The following is a 17,760-nucleotide window of genomic DNA, read 5'->3' on the forward strand; positions in this document are numbered from 1 at the left end:
TAAAGCGATGTAAACCGGAAAGTGATCGTACAACCCGCTTGAGCTATCATGCCCACAAGCCGAATTTTCGAGACAAGATGCACACCATGGAAAACCTGATCGACACCCCGCGCCTCCCCCGCAAGCGCCGCAGCCTGGCCCAGGAACTGGTGACGGTGCTGAGCGAGCAGATCCGCGATGGCCTGCTTAAACGCGGTGACAAACTGCCCACCGAGTCGGCGATCATGGAAGCCCATGGCGTCAGCCGCACTGTGGTGCGCGAGGCGATTTCCCGTTTGCAGGCTGCCGGACAGGTGGAAACCCGCCACGGCATCGGCACCTTCGTGCTCGACACACCGAGCCCGAGTGGTTTCCGCATCGACCCGGCCACCGTCGTCACCCTGCGTGACGTGTTGGCGATTCTCGAATTGCGCATCAGCCTCGAAGTCGAGTCCGCCGGCCTTGCCGCGCAACGTCGCAGCGCCGAGCAACTGGCGACCATGCGTGCCGCCCTCGATGCACTTAACGAAAGCGCTGCCCACGCCAGTGATGCGGTCGCTTCGGACTTTGCCTTCCACCTGGAAATAGCACTGTCCACCGGCAATCGCTACTTCACCGACATCATGACCCACCTGGGCACCAGCATCATTCCGCGTACGCGGCTGAACTCGGCGCGCCTGGCCCATGATGATCAGCAGCATTACATGAGCCGCCTGAGTCGCGAACACGAAGAAATCTACGATGCGATTGCCCGGCAGGATTCCGATGCTGCGCGTGCGGCGATGCGTCTGCATTTGACCAACAGCCGTGAAAGACTGCGCCAGGCCCATGAAGAGGCGCAGGCGCAGGGGTGACGGGTAATTAAAGCTCGAGTTGAACTGTCAGCACTGGCGAATCCGAAATATTACTGGCGCGGGTAACGCTGTAGCGAAGGCTGGCGGTTGCACCTGGAACGAGTTTTTTCTCAAAAACATCTTTGGGAATGGCGAAGGGCAGTAGCGTTCCTACCGTCGCTGCAGTCAATGTGATTTGGTCTTTGAAGCTGTTGCCGGTAGTAGTTTTTACGTCCAGCGCAACGACGTCTCCGACAGCTGAGTTTTCGTAAGTCACTTCGCCGTGAGCTTTTCCCTCCAACTTCCCGACATAAAGAACTCCTTTAACTGCTTCTCGAAGTACTGGTGCTGCGAGTGCTTTTACTTGTGCATTCATGAGTAAATTCCTTTTCGTTATCTCTTCTAACCGTTTCAGGGGCGCAAGTGACGGCATGCGCTGTCGGAGCCGGTTCGTTAGCTCCTGCGTCATTAACGCCAAATCTGCAATTGCCTGGCACCTGTAAGAAATACCAGTTCCGACGAACGGTAACCGCTCCCGCACGACAAGATTCAGCCCTCGATCCGCAACCTCAACACCTGCGAAAACGGCTCCATGCTCGACTCGTCGGAAAACTTGTAGCGCAATTCAACCTCTCTGTTCAGGTACGGACGCAGCGCCTCTTTGGGGATCTGCAACTCGATCCCCGTGAGTTTCTCCATCTCGTCTTCAGCATCGTCCCAGGTGCCGGTGTTCACTTCCTCGCCTTCCCATTCCGGCTCTTCCGGGTCGCCGCCGAGAATCGGGTAAACGCTCCAGTTCGCTGGAAAATCGCTCGAATCCGGGACCTGCATGATCAATACATCGGGTAGCGCGGATAGCTGAAGGGTGAGGGTGTCAGAGGCAGAAGAGGCCATTTGCGCGAGGGTCGGTGCAGCATAATTCACGAACATTTCAGTTTCCTTCGAAGGTCCGCCACGATCCTTCGTGGCAGTCGTCGCACCTTACCCGGCGTCTCTGCATCGCTCAGTAAACGAATCTTGACCAGACATTTCCGCGCTAGAACCCTTTAAACACGGGCTTTCGCGACGAGTTTTGCCAAGCCTTGAGCAGCTTTGTCCGACAAAAAAACACCCACAACGATGAAATGCAGTTGACGGTTATTATTTAAGTTGTACGATGACCTACAACTTCAGCGAAGGCTGAACGGACCAATCACAAAAAACGTTGCTACCAGGGTGTTCGAATAATGAATCCACAAGAACTGAAGTCCATCCTCTCTGCCGGCCTGCTGTCTTTCCCGGTGACCGATTTCAACGCGCAGGGCGATTTCAACCGCGCGGGCTACATCAAACGCCTGGAATGGCTGGCTCCGTATGGCGCTTCAGCCTTGTTTGCCGCCGGTGGCACCGGTGAGTTCTTCTCCCTTGCCGCCAGCGAATACTCGGAAATCATCAAGACTGCCGTCGACACTTGCGAAACCAGCGTGCCAATCCTTGCCGGTGTCGGTGGTTCGACCCGTCAGGCCATCGAATACGCTCAGGAAGCCGAACGTCTGGGCGCCAAAGGCCTGTTGCTGCTGCCGCACTACCTGACCGAAGCGAGCCAGGACGGTGTTGCCGCTCACGTTGAAGCCGTGTGTAAATCGGTCAACATCGGCGTGGTCGTTTACAACCGCAACGTTTGCCGCTTGACCGCGCCGCTGCTGGAACGTCTGGCCGAGCGCTGCCCGAACCTGATCGGCTACAAGGATGGTCTGGGCGATATCGAGTTGATGGTGTCGATCCGTCGCCGCCTCGGTGATCGCTTCAGCTACCTGGGTGGTCTGCCGACCGCCGAAGTCTACGCCGCTGCCTACAAGGCTTTGGGCGTGCCGGTCTACTCCTCGGCGGTGTTCAACTTCATTCCGAAAACCGCGATGGACTTCTACCACGCGATCGCTCGTGAAGATCACGCTACCGTCGGCAAGATCATCGACGACTTCTTCCTGCCGTACCTCGACATCCGCAACCGCAAGGCCGGTTACGCCGTGAGCATCGTCAAGGCAGGCGCGAAAATCGCCGGCTATGACGCAGGCCCGGTGCGGGCACCGCTGACCGATCTGACTGGTGAAGAGTACGAAATGCTCGCTGCGCTGATCGACAAGCAAGGTGCGCAGTAACACCCGACAAAAACGCGGCCGCTGAGTAATCAGCGGCTTTTTGCGTAAAGGCTTTTAGTTTTGAGGGCTGCCCCTGTGACAAATGCAAAACGCTACGACAACTACATCAACGGCGAATGGGTTGCCGGTGCCGACTACTCGGCCAACATCAACCCGTCGGAACTGAGCGACACCATCGGCGATTACGCCAAGGCTGACCTGACTCAGGTTCACGCTGCCATCGACGCTGCCCGCGCGGCATTCCCGGCGTATTCGACTTCGGGTATCCAGGCCCGTCACGATTCGCTGGATAAAGTCGGTACGGAAATTCTCGCCCGTCGCGAAGAACTCGGCACCCTGCTGGCCCGGGAAGAGGGCAAGACCCTGCCCGAAGCCATCGGCGAAGTGACCCGCGCCGGTAACATTTTCAAGTTCTTCGCCGGTGAATGCCTGCGTCTGTCCGGCGACTACGTGCCGTCGGTGCGTCCGGGCGTCAACGTTGAAGTGACCCGCGAAGCGCTGGGCGTGGTCGGTCTGATCACCCCGTGGAACTTCCCGATCGCGATTCCTGCGTGGAAAATCGCCCCGGCGCTGGCCTACGGCAACTGCGTGGTGTTGAAACCGGCCGATCTGGTGCCGGGTTGCGCCTGGGCACTGGCGGAAATCATCTCCCGCGCAGGCTTCCCGGCCGGCGTGTTCAACCTGGTGATGGGCAGCGGTCGCGTGGTTGGTGATGCGCTGGTGCAGAGCCCGAAAGTCGATGGCATCAGCTTCACCGGTTCGGTGGGCGTGGGTCGTCAGATCGCAGTCAACTGCGTCTCGCGCCAGGCCAAGGTTCAGCTGGAAATGGGCGGCAAGAACCCGCAGATCATTCTCGACGACGCCGACCTAAAGCAAGCGGTCGAGCTGTCGGTGCAGAGCGCGTTCTACTCCACCGGTCAGCGTTGCACCGCGTCGAGCCGTTTGATCGTCACTGCCGGGATTCACGACAAATTCGTTGAAGCCATGGCCGAGCGCATGAAGTCGATCAAGGTCGGGCACGCGCTGAAATCCGGCACCGATATTGGTCCGGTGGTTTCGCAAGCGCAGCTGGAACAGGACATGAAGTACATCGACATCGGCCAGTCCGAAGGTGCGCGTCTGGTCAGCGGCGGTGGCTTGGTGACCTGCGACACCGAAGGCTACTTCCTCGCACCAACGCTGTTTGCCGACAGCGAAGCGTCGATGCGCATCAGCCGCGAAGAGATCTTCGGGCCGGTGGCCAACATCGTTCGCGTTGCCGATTACGACGCGGCGCTGGCGATGGCCAACGACACCGAGTTCGGCCTGTCGGCGGGCATTGCGACCACCTCGCTGAAGTACGCCAACCACTTCAAACGTCATTCGCAAGCCGGGATGGTGATGGTCAATCTGCCGACCGCTGGCGTCGATTACCACGTTCCGTTCGGTGGCCGTAAGGGTTCATCCTATGGATCACGTGAGCAAGGCCGCTATGCGCAAGAGTTCTACACGGTCGTGAAGACCAGTTACATCGGTTCCTGATAAACGCAATAACCCTGTAGGAGCTGCCGAAGGCTGCGATCTCTTAAGATCAAAAGATCGCAGCCTTCGGCAGCTCCTACAGGGAATACCAAAGAAGATTCACCCGCGCATAAAAATAATCAGTGGGAGTACATCTACATGCAATCGTCCAAGCCGACTCACGTCCGCTATTTGATCTTGCTCATGCTGTTTCTGGTGACCACGATCAACTACGCCGACCGTGCCACGATCGCCATTGCCGGCTCCAGCCTGCAAAAAGATCTGGGCATCGACGCAGTCACCCTCGGCTACATCTTCTCCGCATTCGGTTGGGCCTACGTGGCCGGGCAAATTCCCGGTGGCTGGCTGCTCGATCGCTTCGGCTCGAAAAAAGTCTATGCCCTGAGCATTTTCACCTGGTCGCTGTTCACCGTGCTGCAAGGCTTTGTCGGTGAGTTCGGCATGTCCACGGCCATCGTTGCGCTGTTCATGCTGCGCTTCCTCGTGGGCCTGGCTGAAGCGCCATCGTTCCCCGGCAATGCGCGCATCGTCGCGGCCTGGTTTCCGACCGCTGAACGCGGCACCGCCTCGGCGATCTTCAACTCGGCGCAATACTTTGCCACCGTGTTGTTCGCCCCGCTGATGGGCTGGATCGTTTACTCCTTTGGCTGGGAGCACGTGTTTATCGTCATGGGAATTCTCGGGATCATCTTCTCGCTGGTCTGGCTGAAAGTGATCTACAGCCCGCGTGAACACCCGCGTATCAACGAAGCCGAGTTCAAACACATCGCTGAAAACGGCGGCATGGTCGACATGGATCAGAAGGGCAAAAAGTCCGACGGTCCGAAGTGGGATTACATCCGTCAGTTGCTGACCAACCGCATGATGCTCGGCGTGTATCTGGGCCAGTACTGCATCAACGGCATCACTTACTTCTTCCTGACCTGGTTCCCGGTGTATCTGGTGCAAGAGCGTGGCATGACCATTCTCAAGGCGGGTTTCATCGCCTCGTTGCCAGCAATCTGCGGCTTTATTGGTGGTGTGCTTGGCGGGGTGATTTCCGATTACCTGCTGCGCAAGGGCCACTCGCTGACCTTCGCCCGCAAAGCGCCGATCATTGCCGGCCTGCTGGTTTCCAGCAGCATCGTTGCCTGCAACTATGTTGAAGTGGAATGGATGGTGGTTGGCTTCATGGCCCTGGCCTTCTTCGGCAAAGGCGTTGGCGCACTCGGTTGGGCGGTGGTCTCCGACACCTCGCCAAAACAGATCGCCGGTCTGAGCGGTGGCCTGTTCAACACCTTCGGCAACATCGCTTCGATTACCACGCCGATCGTGATTGGCTACATCATCAGCTCCACTGGCTCGTTCAAATGGGCGCTGGTGTTCGTCGGTGCCAACGCACTGGTCGCGGTGTTCAGCTATCTGGTCATCGTTGGCCCGATCAAACGTGTAGTACTCAAAGAGCCACCAACCAACGGCGGTGTTGAAGCCAGCGGTAAATTGTCCCAAGCGCATTCCTGAGGAGCGGCGTCATGCAGTTGATTGAACATTCCGACTCGCCGCGCCACATCCGCCTGCACGAGCGGGACAATGTGGTGGTCGTGGTCAACGACCAGGGCGCACCGGCCGGCACTGAATTTGCCGATGGCCTGGTGACGCTGGAATTCGTGCCGCAGAGCCACAAGGTCACCCTCGAAGACATTCCCGAGGGCGGCCAGGTGATTCGCTACGGTCAGGTGATCGGCTACGCGTTGCAGCCGATCCGCCGCGGCAGTTGGGTCAAGGAAGATCAACTGCGGATGCCGACCGCGCCGCCGCTGGACAGCTTGCCGCTGTCCACCGACGTGCCGGACGCGCAGGCACCGCTGGAAGGCTTCACCTTTGAGGGTTATCGCAACGCTGACGGTACCGTCGGCACGCGTAATATTCTCGGTATCACCACCACGGTGCAGTGCGTCACCGGCGTGCTTGATCACGCGGTAAAACGCATCAAGGAAGAACTGCTGCCGAAGTACCCGCACGTCGATGACGTGGTGGCGCTGACTCATAGCTATGGCTGCGGCGTGGCGATTACCGCCACCGACGCCTACATCCCGATTCGCACCGTGCGCAATCTGGCGCGCAATCCGAACCTCGGTGGCGAAGCGTTGGTGATCAGTCTGGGCTGCGAGAAATTGCAGGCCGGGCAGGTCATGCACGAGGACGATGCGTCGGTGGATCTCAGCGATCCATGGCTGTATCGCTTGCAGGATTCCAGTCACGGTTTCACCGAGATGATCGAGCAGATCATGGAACTGGCCGAGGTTCGCCTGAAGAAACTCGACCAGCGCCGCCGCGAAACCGTGCCGGCGTCCGAGTTGATCCTCGGCATGCAGTGCGGCGGCAGTGATGCCTTCTCCGGGATTACCGCCAACCCGGCGCTGGGTTATGCCTCGGACTTGTTGTTGCGCGCGGGGGCGACGGTGATGTTTTCCGAAGTCACCGAAGTGCGCGATGCGATTTATTTGCTGACTTCACGCGCCGAAAGCAAAACCGTCGCCGAGGAACTGGTGCGTGAGATGGACTGGTACGACCGTTACCTGGCCAAGGGTGAAGCGGATCGCAGCGCCAACACCACGCCGGGCAACAAGAAGGGCGGGTTGTCGAACATTGTCGAGAAGTCGCTGGGTTCGATCGTCAAATCCGGCAGCAGCGCGATCAATGGCGTGCTCGGCCCGGGCGAGCGGTTCAAACAGAAGGGTTTGATTTTCTGTGCGACCCCGGCGAGCGATTTTGTCTGCGGGACGTTGCAGTTGGCGGCGGGGATGAACCTGCATGTGTTCACCACCGGGCGTGGCACGCCGTATGGTTTGGCGATGGCGCCGGTGGTGAAGGTTTCGACGCGTACGGAGCTGGCGCAGCGCTGGCCGGATCTGATCGACATCGATGCCGGGCGGATCGCAACCGGGCGGGCGACCATTGAGAAGTTGGGTTGGGAGTTGTTTCACTATTACCTGGATGTTGCCAGCGGCAAGCAGCAGACGTGGGCGGAGAAGCACAAACTGCATAACGACATTACGTTGTTCAATCCGGCGCCGATTACTTGACGGTTTGGGGGGGGGTCAAGAGCTACCCTCACCCCAGCCCTCTCCCTGGGGGAGAGGGGGCCGACCGAGATGTTTGGCGCTATACATCGACCTGAAATACCGAGTTGATTATGGATTCGACAAGCAGTTATGGATTCAGCGAAGTCATTTCAGGTCGATGGATTTCTGCAATATCCCCCGATCAGTTCCCTCTCCCTCCGGGAGAGGGCTAGGGTGAGGGGCTTTTGCTTTATCATTGGCTCCTAACGACGCTCACCCAAGGCTCCCCGGCATGCTGGCAATTTTCCTCGAAACCCTGAACATCACCGCGCCGGTGTTTGCCATGCTGTTTCTCGGTGTGCTCCTCAAGCGCATCGACTGGATCAACGACAACTTCATCCACACGGCCTCGTCGCTGGTGTTCAACGTCACCATGCCGGCGCTGCTGTTCCTCGGCATTCTGCATGCCGACTTGCACGCTGCGTTGCAACCGTCCCTGCTGATCTACTTTTCCCTCGCCACGCTGGTGAGTTTTGCCGTGGCCTGGGGCTGGGCGATTTTCCGTTGTCCGCGTGAAGATCGTGGCATCTATACCCAGGGCGCGTTTCGCGGCAATAACGGTGTGATCGGTCTGGCGCTGGCAGCGAGCATGTACGGCGATTACGGGATTTCCCTCGGGGCGATTCTCGCGGCGCTGGTGATCCTGTTCTACAACACGCTGTCGACCATCGTGCTGGCGGTGTACAGCCCGGTGATCAAGTCTGATCCGTGGAGCATCTGCAAAAGCGTGTTCAGCAATCCGCTGATCATCAGCGTGATTGCGGCGGCGCCGTTTGCCTATTTCAAGATCGGTTTGCCGGGATGGCTGGAAACCTCCGGGCAGTATCTGGCGCAGACCACCTTGCCATTGGCGCTGATCTGCATTGGCGGAACGTTGTCGCTGGCGGCGTTGCGCAAGAGCGGTAGCATGGCGCTGAGTTCCAGCCTGGTGAAGATGATCGGTCTGCCGGTGCTGGCGACGTTGGGGGCTTGGTTGTGGGGCTTTCGTGGCGCGGAGTTGGGGATACTGTTTCTGTACTTCGGCAGCCCGACGGCGGCGGCGAGTTTTGTCATGGCGCGAGCAGCGCAGGGCAATCATGAACTGGCGGCGGCGATTATTGTGATGACCACGTTGATGGCGGCGATCACAACTAATGTCGGGATCTTTGTTTTGCAGTGGGGTGGGTGGATCTGATTTTGAGTGTTGTGGTGTTGTTCAGGGCCTCTTCGCGAGCAGGCTCGCTCCCACATGTGAAATGCATTCCAAAATGTGGGAGCGAGCCTGCTCGCGAAAGCTATTTCAGCAGCACTGAATCACTCAGGTTTCTGATAGGTATCGATCACTTCCTGCGCCGCGCGAAAAGCATCAATCGCCGCCGGCACGCCGGCATACACGGCGCAATGCAGCAGCGCCTCACGAATCTCGTTCACGGTGCAACCATTGTTCAGCGCACCGCGTACGTGGCCTTTCAATTCCTGCGGGCACTTCAGTGCCGTCAGCGCGGCGAGGGTGATCAGGCTGCGGGTTTTCAGCGGCAGACCTTCGCGGTTCCACACGCCACCCCAGGCATGTTCATTGACGAAATCCTGCAAGGGTTGAGTGAACTCGGTGGTGTTGCCCAAGGCGCGATCAACAAACGCATCGCCCATTACCTGGCGGCGGACTTCAACCCCGGACTTCTTCGATTCGGTCATGGTTTTTCACTCTTGTGGTGTTGGCGGCGCCAGGCGCGGATCGACGTGAACAGCAGAAACGTCAACAGCGTCGGCAGGACATAAAACAGCATCAGCCGTTCGAGCTTGCCCGCCAGCGGCATGCCGGTGGTGAACGACACCACGTGCAGCCCATAGGCCAGATACAAACCGAGCAGCAACAAACCTTCTGCACGCGTCACGCGGTAGCCGGAATAGAACACCGGCAGGCACAGTGCGGCGACACCGAGCATCACCGGCAAGTCGAAATCCAGCGCATTCGGCGATACCGACAGCGGTGTCGGTGCAATCAGTGCGGTGAGGCCGAGCACCCCGAGCAGATTGAACAGGTTGGCGCCGATCACGTTGCCCACGGCGATGTCGCGTTGACCGCGCAATGCGGCGATCAGCGAGGTTGCCAGTTCTGGCAGCGAGGTGCCGACGGCGACCACGGTCAGGCCGATCACCCGCTCGGAGAAGCCCAGATCCGTCGCCACCACCACGGCGGCTCCGAGCAGCAAGTGCCCGGCGAACACCAGCAGGACGAGGCCGACGATGATCATGAAGACGCTGGCAACCCATGAGGTCTGTACCACTTCGGCTTGTGCAGAATGCGGTCGCGTCGAGTGCCGAGACTGGCGCAACAGTAAACCGAGATACAACGCCAGTGCGCCCAGCAGCAAGATGCCGTCCAAGCGGCCGAGCTCTTCATTCCATGCCAGGACGAACACCAGCAGGCTGGCGCCGATCATCAGCGGAATATCGAGCCGCACCAGTTGTCGCGAAACGCGCAGAGGAATGATCAGCGCGGAAAGGCCGAGGGTGACGAGGATATTGAAGATGCTGCTGCCGACCACGCTGCCAACGGCGATGTCCGGGTTGTGCGCCAGCGCCGCTTGCAGGCTGACGGCCATTTGCGGCGCGCTGCTGCCGAGGGCGACGATGGTCAGGCCGATGATCAGTGGCCGCACATGCAGACGCGCTGCCAGACGCACTGCCGCACGCACCATCAATTCGGCGCCGAAGATCAGCAGGCACAGGCCGGCGAGCAGTTCGATCACGCTGATCAGGGGTAAATCGGCTAATCCGAAAATGGTCAGCGCTCCATCAGTCGTCGAGGGCCTGCACGCGAACCCGCGCGGTGCCGCTGCGCAGCATGCCGAGTTGTTCGGCGGCCTCGCGGGACACGTCGATCAGGCGTCCACGGGTGTGCGGGCCGCGGTCGTTGATGCGAACCACGACGGATTCATCGTTTTTCAGGTTGGTGACCTTCACCCGTGTGCCGAAGGGTAGCTGGCGGTGGGCGGCGGTCAGGGAATTCTGGTTGAACGGCTCGCCACTGGCGGTGCGTTTACCGTGGTGCTTGGCACCGTAATAAGAGGCGACGCCGGTCTGGTCGTAACCGTGCGGGTCGATGGTGTCGGTGCTGGCGCAACCGGCCAGCAAGGAGAGCAGGGCGCAGGCGCCGAGCAGACGTTTCATTCGAATACTCCAAAGTGATCGTTCCCACGCTCCAGCGTGGGAATGCATCCCGTGACGCTCTGCGTCACACCGCAATGGACGCGGAGCGTCCGGGGCGGCATTCCCACGCAGAGCGTGGGAACGATCCCCGGGCGCGGGGCTAGAATCAGCCTTCGAGCTTGCTTTTCAGCAGTTCGTTCACTTGCTGCGGGTTGGCTTTGCCTTTCGACGCTTTCATTGCCTGACCGACAAAGAAGCCGAACATCTTGCCGCGCTTGGCTTCATCCGCCGCACGATACTGTTCAACCTGCTCGGCGTTGGCTGCGAGCATTTCGTCCAGCACCGCCGAAATCGCGCCGCTGTCGGTCACTTGCTTCAGGCCGCGTTTTTCGATGATCTCGTCCGCGTTGCCTTCGCCGTTGGCCATCGCTTCGAACACCACTTTGGCGATCTTGCCGGAGATGGTGTTGTCCTTGATGCGCTGCAGCATGCCGCCCAACAGCTCGGCAGAAACCGGCGACTCATCGATGTCCAGGCCTTGCTTGTTGAGCAGGCTGCCCAACTCGACCATTACCCAGTTCGCCGCCAGTTTGGCGTCGCCGCCGATGGCCGCAACCTTCTCGAAGTAATCGGCTTGCTCACGGCTGGTGGCCAGCACGTTGGCGTCGTACGCCGACAGACCGAACTGGCTCTGGAAGCGCTCGCGTTTCTGCGGTGGCAGTTCCGGCAGGGTGGCACGCACCTCGCCGAGGAACGACTCTTCGATGACCACCGGCAGCAGGTCCGGATCGGGGAAGTAACGGTAGTCGTTGGCTTCCTCTTTCGAACGCATCGGACGGGTTTCGTCCTTGTTCGGATCGTACAGACGGGTCTGCTGGATCACTTTGCCGCCGTCTTCGATCAGCTCGATCTGACGCTGGATTTCGGAGTTGATCGCCTTCTCGATAAAGCGGAACGAGTTGACGTTCTTGATCTCGCAACGCGTGCCGAACTCAACCTGGCCTTTCGGACGGATCGACACGTTGCAGTCGCAACGCAACGAACCTTCGGCCATGTTGCCGTCGCAGATGCCCAGATAACGCACCAGCGCGTGGATCGCCTTGACGTAAGCCACGGCTTCCTTGGCGCTGCGCATGTCCGGCTCGGAAACGATTTCCAGCAGCGGCGTACCGGCACGGTTCAGGTCGATGCCGGTGGCACCGTTGAATTCTTCGTGCAGACTCTTGCCGGCGTCTTCTTCCAGGTGCGCGCGGGTAATGCCGACACGTTTGACGGTGCCGTCTTCCAGGGCGATGTCCAGGTGGCCCTTGCCAACGATCGGCAATTCCATCTGGCTGATCTGGTAGCCCTTCGGCAGATCCGGGTAGAAGTAGTTTTTACGGGCGAACACGTTGTGCTGACCGATCTCGGCGTCAATCGCCAGACCGAACATCACCGCCATACGCACCGCTTCCTGGTTCAGCACCGGAAGAACGCCGGGCATGCCCAGGTCGATCAGGCTGGCCTGGGTGTTCGGCTCGGAACCGAACGTGGTGGAACTACCGGAAAAGATTTTCGACCGGGTAGTGAGCTGAGTGTGAATCTCCAGCCCGATCACGACTTCCCATTGCATGTGTGTCTCCTCAGAAGCCGGTTGGGGTGCGGGTGTGCCAGTCAGTGTTCAACTGATACTGGTGCGCAACATTGAGCAAACGGCCTTCCTGGAAATACGGCGCGAGCAGTTGCACGCCAACCGGCAGACCGTCGACAAAACCGGCCGGCATCGACAGGCCCGGCAGGCCCGCGAGGTTGGCGGTGATGGTGTAGACGTCTTCCAGATAGGCAGCGACCGGGTCGCTGTTCTTCGCGCCGAGCTTCCAGGCCGGGTTCGGCGTGGTTGGGCCGAGGATGATGTCGACTTCATTAAAGGCAGCCATGAAGTCGTTCTTCACCAGACGACGGATCTTCTGCGCTTTCAGGTAGTAGGCGTCGTAGTAACCGGCGGACAGCGCGTACGCACCGACCATGATCCGGCGCTGGACTTCCGGGCCGAAGCCTTCGCCACGGGAGCGCTTGTACAGGTCGATCAGGTCTTTCGGTTGCTCGCAACGGTGGCCGAAACGCACGCCGTCGAAACGCGACAGGTTGGAAGAAGCCTCTGCTGGCGCGATCACGTAGTACGCAGGGATCGCGTGCTGCATGTTCGGCAGGCTGATTTCCTTGATCACGGCACCGAGCTTCTGCAGCTCTTTGATGCTGTTCTGGATCAGCTCGGCAATGCGTGGGTCGAGACCGGCGCTGAAGTATTCCTTCGGCACGCCGATGCGCAGGCCTTGCAGCGAATCGCCCAGGCTTGCGGAGTAATCCGGAACCGGCTCGTCGATGCTGGTCGAGTCGTTCTGATCGAAGCCAGCCATACCTTGCAACAAAATTGCGCAGTCTTCGGCAGTACGCGCCAGAGGGCCGCCCTGATCGAGACTGGAGGCGTAAGCGATCATGCCCCAGCGCGAAACGCGACCGTAGGTCGGTTTCAGGCCAGTGAGGTTGGTGAACGCTGCCGGCTGACGAATCGAACCACCGGTGTCAGTGGCCGTGGCTGCTGGCAACAGACGCGCGGCAACTGCCGCCGCCGAACCACCGGACGAACCGCCCGGTACGTGTTCCAGGTTCCACGGGTTTTTCACCGCGCCGTACCAGCTCGACTCGTTGGCCGAGCCCATGGCGAATTCGTCCATGTTGGTCTTGCCCAGGGTCACGGCACCGGCAGCGGCCAGTTTCGCGACCACGGTGGCGTCGTACGGGGCTTTGAAGTTGTCGAGCATCTTCGAGCCGCAGCTGGTGCGAATGCCCTGGGTGCAGAACAGGTCTTTGTGGGCGATCGGCGCGCCGAGCAGGGCGCCGCTCTCACCGTTGGCGCGGCGGGCATCGGCGGCTTTCGCCTGCTCGAGGGCCAGCTCTTCGGTGAGGCTGATGAAACTGTTGAGCTGTGGATCGAGCTGGGTGATGCGCGCCAGCAGGACTTTGGTCAGCTCTTCGGAGGAAAACTTTTTATCGGCGAGACCGCGGGCGATCTCGGCCAGAGTCATTTGATGCATTGCAGGCTCTTTCCCTTTAGTCGATGACTTTCGGAACCAGATACAGGCCGTTTTCGACCGCTGGTGCGATGGACTGGTAGGCCTCGCGGTGATTGGTCTCGGTCACAACGTCGGCGCGCAGGCGCTGACTGGCTTCCAGCGGGTGGGCCAGAGGCTCGATTCCGTCGGTATTAACAGCCTGCATTTCGTCGACCAGACCGAGAATGCTGTTGAGGGCGGAAGTAATGTGTGGAAGATCGGCATCATTGAGGCCAAGGCAGGCCAGATGAGCGATTTTTTCCACGTCGGAGCGTTCTAGCGCCATCGGGATTCTCCAGTGGAAAACAGAACGGACGGCGTCCGTGTGTTAGATTGTCGGAACACTACCGCACTTCTACGGTCATAAGGCCGCGATTGTGGGGCTTGGTGCACAGAAAAGCGGCCAATTTAACATATTGGCGCCTTGCCCAAAATCCCTGTCGTTGTTAGAGTTTGCCGCACTTTTTTACCCACGCGTTGCCTAGGGTCCCTTTCCCATGTTCAAGAAACTGCGTGGCATGTTTTCCAGCGATCTTTCCATTGACCTGGGCACTGCCAACACCCTTATTTACGTGCGCGAGCGCGGTATCGTCCTGAATGAGCCATCGGTTGTGGCCATTCGGACACACGGTAACCAGAAAAGTGTCGTTGCTGTCGGCACCGAGGCCAAGCGCATGCTCGGCCGTACGCCGGGCAACATTGCTGCCATTCGTCCGATGAAGGACGGCGTGATCGCCGACTTCAGCGTCTGCGAAAAGATGCTGCAATACTTTATTAACAAGGTTCACGAAAACAGCTTTCTGCAGCCTAGCCCTCGTGTGCTGATCTGCGTTCCATGCAAATCCACCCAGGTTGAGCGTCGTGCCATCCGTGAATCGGCCCTTGGCGCCGGTGCTCGTGAAGTGTTCCTGATCGAAGAGCCAATGGCTGCTGCGATCGGTGCCGGCCTGCCGGTCGAAGAAGCGCGCGGTTCGATGGTCGTGGATATCGGTGGTGGTACTACCGAAATCGCGCTGATCTCCCTGAACGGTGTGGTCTATGCCGAATCCGTCCGCGTTGGCGGCGACCGCTTCGACGAAGCGATCATCACCTACGTGCGCCGTAACTACGGCAGCCTGATCGGTGAATCCACCGCTGAACGCATCAAGCAGGAAATCGGCACGGCCTACCCGGGCGGCGAAGTTCGCGAAGTCGACGTTCGCGGTCGCAACCTGGCCGAAGGCGTTCCACGCGCATTCACCCTGAACTCCAACGAAGTGCTGGAAGCTCTGCAAGAGTCTCTGGCGACCATCGTTCAGGCCGTGAAAAGCGCCTTGGAGCAATCGCCGCCGGAACTGGCTTCCGACATCGCCGAGCGTGGCCTGGTGCTGACCGGTGGTGGCGCGCTGCTGCGTGACCTCGACAAGTTGCTGGCCCAGGAAACCGGTCTGCCAGTGATCGTTGCCGAAGATCCGCTGACCTGTGTTGCTCGCGGCGGTGGCCGTGCATTGGAAATGATGGATAAGCACACCATGGACCTGCTCTCGAGCGAATAAGTCGCCGAGTGCAATACGTGGGTGAACGCGCAGGCAGCACTTTGCAGTGCTGCCTGTTGGCGTTTATCTTCTGTCAGTCTTCATCCAGGCCGGTTTGATGCCGTATGAATAAACAGAACATTTGCCTGGGAGGAGCGGCTTATTAAACCGCTTTTCGCCAAAGGCCCTTCGTTGGGTGTGCGCCTGTTGGTGCTGGCCGTGCTGTCGGTCGCGCTGATGGTGGTCGATGCCCGCTTCGACTTGCTCAAGCCTGCGCGCAAACAAGCGTCGCTGGTATTGATGGACGCCTACTGGATTACCGATCTGCCGGGACGCCTGTGGGAAGGGATTGCCAGTCAGTTCGGCAGTCGCACCGAACTGGTCGCCGAAAACGAAAAACTCAAGACCGAAAATCTGCTGTATCAGGGTCGCATGCAAAAGCTTGCCGCCCTTACCGAGCAGAACGTTCGGCTGCGCGAGTTGCTCAATTCCTCTGCGCTGGTCAACGAAAAGGTCGAAGTGGCCGAGCTGATCGGCATGGACCCCAATCCCTTCACCCATCGCATCATCATCAATAAAGGTGAGCGCGATGGCGTGGTGCTGGGTCAACCGGTGCTCGATGCACGCGGCTTGATGGGCCAGGTGGTCGAGTTGATGCCTTACACTTCCCGTGTATTGCTGTTGACCGATACCACCCACAGCATTCCAGTACAGGTTAACCGTAACGGTCTGCGCGCGATTGCCAGCGGCACCGGCAACCCCGAGCGCCTGGAATTGCGTCACGTCGCCGACACGGCCGATATCAAGGAAGGCGATCTGCTGGTCAGTTCCGGTCTCGGCCAGCGCTTCCCGGCCGGTTATCCGGTTGCCACGGTGAAGGAAGTCATCCACGATTCCGGCCAGCCGTTCGCGATCGTCCGCGCCGTGCCGACTGCCGCACTCAATCGCAGTCGCTACCTGCTGCTGGTGTTCAGCGACAATCGTACCGCCGAAGAGCGCGCCAACGATGCCGCGCAAGCCCAGGAGAATCTTGACGCCTTTGGCGGTGGCCCGATTATTCCGGCCACTGTGCCGAAGACCGTGACCTCACCTGCTGTGGCGCCGGCCAATGCCACGCCTGCAGCACCTGCGGCCAATGCGGCTCCCACCCAACCCGCTGCAAGCAAACCGCCAGCGGCTGCCAAACCACCGGCAGCGACTCCGGCGGCAAGCAAACCTCCAGCTGCCCAGCCCGCTGCACGACCTGCGGTCAAACCGCCTGTCAGCGCACCGGCGACAACCGGGAGACAAGAATAATGGTCGGGGCTACCGCATCGCGAAACGGCTGGATTGTCTGGCTGACGTTTCTCGTTGGCCTGCTGCTCAGCGTGTCACCGTTGCCGATTTTCATGGAGATCCTGCGCCCGTTATGGCTGGCCTTGCTCCTGACATTCTGGGCGTTGTATATGCCGCACACGGTCGGCATGGTCACGGCGTTCTGTCTGGGGCTGGCCGAAGACGTCCTGCAAGGCGACTTGTTCGGGCAGAACGCGCTGATCCTGACCTTGATCACCTTCCTGGTGCTGTCGTTGCAACAACGCCTGCGAATGTTCCCGATGTGGCAGCAATGCCTGGTCATCCTGGTGATCTTCGGTCTCGCGCAACTGGTGCAATTGTGGCTCAGCGCCTTGACCGGCAACCGTCAGCCAACGCTGGCACTGGTGTTACCGGCGCTGGTCAGTGCCTTGCTCTGGCCTTGGGTCAGCTTTGCCCTACGCGGACTACGCCGACGCTACAAAATCAATTGAGCCGGTGAAGCAGGGCACTGAACAGGGAGATGTTTTGATGAAGCCACTTTACCTCGCCTCCGGATCGCCGCGTCGTCGTGAATTGCTCACGCAGATCGGCGTTCCGTTTTCCGCCATCAGTGCGGATATCGACGAAACCCCAATACCCGAAGAATCGCCGTCGGCCTATGTCGAGCGTCTGGCACGCGGCAAGGCCGAGGCCGGGCGCCGTACCGTCGTGTCTGCTCAGTCATTCTGCGTGCTGGGTGCCGACACCGCCGTGGTGCTGGACGGCAAAATTCTTGGCAAACCGGTGGACGAAGCCGATGCATGCGCCATGCTGATGATGTTGTCCGGCAAGGAGCATGAAGTGCTGACCGCCATCGCTGTGCTGGAAGGCGAGCGCTGTGAGTCGCGGGTGGTGCGCAGTCTGGTGCGGTTCCGGCCGATCAGCGAGGATGAAGCCGCCGCCTATTGGGCCAGCGGCGAACCGCAGGACAAGGCCGGCGGTTATGGCATTCAGGGCCTCGGCGCGGTGTTTGTCGCGGGGCTCAACGGCAGTTACTCGGCAGTGGTTGGGTTGCCGATTTGCGAAACCGCAGAACTGTTAGGCCATTTCGGCATACCCTGTTGGCAAAACCTGAACGCGCAATAAGCGTCGTACGAATCCAGATGCGGCCA

At 59.7% G+C, this 17,760-nt stretch carries 18 protein-coding genes; 10 read left to right on the forward strand and 8 right to left on the reverse strand.

Features of this window, described 5'->3' with window-relative positions:
- Positions 1–86 precede the first annotated feature (86 nt).
- Entirely contained in the window at positions 87–833 is a 747-nt protein-coding gene (locus tag CCX46_RS04250) for a FadR/GntR family transcriptional regulator (RefSeq protein ID WP_176472316.1), read from the forward strand.
- Between the two features lie 7 nt (positions 834–840).
- Here the strand turns inward: CCX46_RS04250 and CCX46_RS04255 are convergent, their stop codons facing one another.
- Both CCX46_RS04255 and CCX46_RS04260 read right to left on the reverse strand, forming a co-directional pair.
- On the reverse strand, positions 841–1,188 hold the full coding sequence (locus tag CCX46_RS04255) for a hypothetical protein (protein ID WP_127925820.1): 348 nt from the start codon (positions 1,186–1,188) through the stop codon (positions 841–843).
- A 173-nt stretch (positions 1,189–1,361) separates the two neighbouring features.
- Positions 1,362–1,742 (reverse strand): hypothetical protein, encoded by a 381-nt coding sequence (locus CCX46_RS04260; RefSeq protein ID WP_127925821.1) that lies wholly within the window; start codon positions 1,740–1,742, stop codon positions 1,362–1,364.
- A 296-nt stretch (positions 1,743–2,038) separates the two neighbouring features.
- Between CCX46_RS04260 and kdgD the strand changes: the two genes are divergently transcribed.
- From kdgD to CCX46_RS04285, 5 genes are all read left to right on the forward strand, one after another.
- Entirely contained in the window at positions 2,039–2,950 is a 912-nt protein-coding gene (kdgD, locus tag CCX46_RS04265) for a 5-dehydro-4-deoxyglucarate dehydratase (protein ID WP_016984321.1), read from the forward strand.
- Positions 2,951–3,025: 75 nt separating this feature from the next.
- Entirely contained in the window at positions 3,026–4,471 is a 1,446-nt protein-coding gene (locus CCX46_RS04270) for an aldehyde dehydrogenase family protein (RefSeq protein WP_034154458.1), read from the forward strand.
- A gap of 138 nt (positions 4,472–4,609) precedes the next feature.
- Entirely contained in the window at positions 4,610–5,971 is a 1,362-nt protein-coding gene (locus CCX46_RS04275; RefSeq protein ID WP_007915342.1) for an MFS transporter, read from the forward strand.
- An 11-nt stretch (positions 5,972–5,982) separates the two neighbouring features.
- Entirely contained in the window at positions 5,983–7,536 is a 1,554-nt protein-coding gene (gene garD, locus CCX46_RS04280) for a galactarate dehydratase (RefSeq protein WP_127925822.1), read from the forward strand.
- 271 nt (positions 7,537–7,807) lie between these two features.
- Positions 7,808–8,749 (forward strand): AEC family transporter, encoded by a 942-nt coding sequence (locus CCX46_RS04285; RefSeq protein WP_127925823.1) that lies wholly within the window; start codon positions 7,808–7,810, stop codon positions 8,747–8,749.
- A gap of 119 nt (positions 8,750–8,868) precedes the next feature.
- Here the strand turns inward: CCX46_RS04285 and CCX46_RS04290 are convergent, their stop codons facing one another.
- The 6 genes from CCX46_RS04290 to gatC form a co-directional block, all read right to left on the reverse strand.
- Positions 8,869–9,249 (reverse strand): carboxymuconolactone decarboxylase family protein, encoded by a 381-nt coding sequence (locus tag CCX46_RS04290; RefSeq protein WP_127925824.1) that lies wholly within the window; start codon positions 9,247–9,249, stop codon positions 8,869–8,871.
- A complete protein-coding gene (locus CCX46_RS04295; RefSeq protein WP_127925825.1) occupies positions 9,246–10,307 on the reverse strand; it encodes a calcium/sodium antiporter in 1,062 nt (353 codons plus the stop codon). The genes CCX46_RS04290 and CCX46_RS04295 overlap by 4 nt, the downstream gene beginning before the upstream one ends.
- Before the next feature lie 46 nt (positions 10,308–10,353).
- Positions 10,354–10,728, reverse strand: coding sequence for a septal ring lytic transglycosylase RlpA family protein (locus CCX46_RS04300; protein WP_007915349.1), 375 nt, complete (start codon positions 10,726–10,728; stop codon positions 10,354–10,356).
- 145 nt (positions 10,729–10,873) lie between these two features.
- Positions 10,874–12,319: an Asp-tRNA(Asn)/Glu-tRNA(Gln) amidotransferase subunit GatB gene (gene gatB, locus CCX46_RS04305; RefSeq protein ID WP_127925826.1), complete on the reverse strand. Its 1,446-nt coding sequence runs from the start codon at positions 12,317–12,319 to the stop codon at positions 10,874–10,876.
- A gap of 10 nt (positions 12,320–12,329) precedes the next feature.
- Positions 12,330–13,781 carry an Asp-tRNA(Asn)/Glu-tRNA(Gln) amidotransferase subunit GatA gene (gene gatA / locus CCX46_RS04310; RefSeq protein ID WP_025109475.1) on the reverse strand — a complete coding sequence of 484 codons (1,452 nt, stop codon included), beginning with the start codon at positions 13,779–13,781 and terminating at the stop codon, positions 12,330–12,332.
- A gap of 16 nt (positions 13,782–13,797) precedes the next feature.
- Positions 13,798–14,085, reverse strand: coding sequence for an Asp-tRNA(Asn)/Glu-tRNA(Gln) amidotransferase subunit GatC (gene gatC / locus CCX46_RS04315; protein WP_007901429.1), 288 nt, complete (start codon positions 14,083–14,085; stop codon positions 13,798–13,800).
- Between the two features lie 211 nt (positions 14,086–14,296).
- On the opposite strand from gatC, the gene mreB reads away from it, so the two are divergent.
- The 4 genes from mreB (at position 14,297) to CCX46_RS04335 (ending at position 17,734) form a co-directional block, all read left to right on the forward strand.
- Positions 14,297–15,334, forward strand: a complete 1,038-nt coding sequence (gene mreB / locus CCX46_RS04320; protein ID WP_002555108.1) for a rod shape-determining protein MreB — start codon at positions 14,297–14,299, stop codon at positions 15,332–15,334.
- Positions 15,335–15,475: 141 nt separating this feature from the next.
- A complete protein-coding gene (gene mreC, locus CCX46_RS04325; protein WP_127925827.1) occupies positions 15,476–16,609 on the forward strand; it encodes a rod shape-determining protein MreC in 1,134 nt (377 codons plus the stop codon).
- The gene (mreD, locus tag CCX46_RS04330; RefSeq protein ID WP_064387931.1) at positions 16,609–17,100 is read left to right on the forward strand and encodes a rod shape-determining protein MreD; all 492 of its coding nucleotides are present in this window, start codon (positions 16,609–16,611) and stop codon (positions 17,098–17,100) included. The genes mreC and mreD overlap by 1 nt, the downstream gene beginning before the upstream one ends.
- A 37-nt stretch (positions 17,101–17,137) precedes the next feature.
- Positions 17,138–17,734, forward strand: coding sequence for a Maf family protein (locus tag CCX46_RS04335; RefSeq protein ID WP_127925828.1), 597 nt, complete (start codon positions 17,138–17,140; stop codon positions 17,732–17,734).
- Positions 17,735–17,760 lie beyond the last annotated feature (26 nt).

The organism is Pseudomonas sp. RU47 (genome assembly GCF_004011755.1).
Classification (GTDB): Bacteria; Pseudomonadota; Gammaproteobacteria; order Pseudomonadales; family Pseudomonadaceae; genus Aquipseudomonas.

What these genes read in the sequence shown, in the direction of transcription:
- CCX46_RS04300 (WP_007915349.1), bottom strand. Translation starts at nt 10,728, where the DNA reads ATGAAACGTCTGCTCGGCGCCTGCGCCCTGCTCTCCTTGCTGGCCGGT.
- gatC (WP_007901429.1), bottom strand. Translation starts at nt 14,085, where the DNA reads ATGGCGCTAGAACGCTCCGACGTGGAAAAAATCGCTCATCTGGCCTGC.
- CCX46_RS04335 (WP_127925828.1), top strand. Translation starts at nt 17,138, where the DNA reads ATGAAGCCACTTTACCTCGCCTCCGGATCGCCGCGTCGTCGTGAATTG.
- CCX46_RS04250 (WP_176472316.1), top strand. Translation starts at nt 87, where the DNA reads ATGGAAAACCTGATCGACACCCCGCGCCTCCCCCGCAAGCGCCGCAGC.
- CCX46_RS04290 (WP_127925824.1), bottom strand. Translation starts at nt 9,249, where the DNA reads ATGACCGAATCGAAGAAGTCCGGGGTTGAAGTCCGCCGCCAGGTAATG.
- kdgD (WP_016984321.1), top strand. Translation starts at nt 2,039, where the DNA reads ATGAATCCACAAGAACTGAAGTCCATCCTCTCTGCCGGCCTGCTGTCT.
- CCX46_RS04285 (WP_127925823.1), top strand. Translation starts at nt 7,808, where the DNA reads ATGCTGGCAATTTTCCTCGAAACCCTGAACATCACCGCGCCGGTGTTT.
- CCX46_RS04275 (WP_007915342.1), top strand. Translation starts at nt 4,610, where the DNA reads ATGCAATCGTCCAAGCCGACTCACGTCCGCTATTTGATCTTGCTCATG.
- CCX46_RS04260 (WP_127925821.1), bottom strand. Translation starts at nt 1,742, where the DNA reads ATGTTCGTGAATTATGCTGCACCGACCCTCGCGCAAATGGCCTCTTCT.
- mreB (WP_002555108.1), top strand. Translation starts at nt 14,297, where the DNA reads ATGTTCAAGAAACTGCGTGGCATGTTTTCCAGCGATCTTTCCATTGAC.
- gatB (WP_127925826.1), bottom strand. Translation starts at nt 12,319, where the DNA reads ATGCAATGGGAAGTCGTGATCGGGCTGGAGATTCACACTCAGCTCACT.
- mreD (WP_064387931.1), top strand. Translation starts at nt 16,609, where the DNA reads ATGGTCGGGGCTACCGCATCGCGAAACGGCTGGATTGTCTGGCTGACG.
- gatA (WP_025109475.1), bottom strand. Translation starts at nt 13,781, where the DNA reads ATGCATCAAATGACTCTGGCCGAGATCGCCCGCGGTCTCGCCGATAAA.
- garD (WP_127925822.1), top strand. Translation starts at nt 5,983, where the DNA reads ATGCAGTTGATTGAACATTCCGACTCGCCGCGCCACATCCGCCTGCAC.
- CCX46_RS04255 (WP_127925820.1), bottom strand. Translation starts at nt 1,188, where the DNA reads ATGAATGCACAAGTAAAAGCACTCGCAGCACCAGTACTTCGAGAAGCA.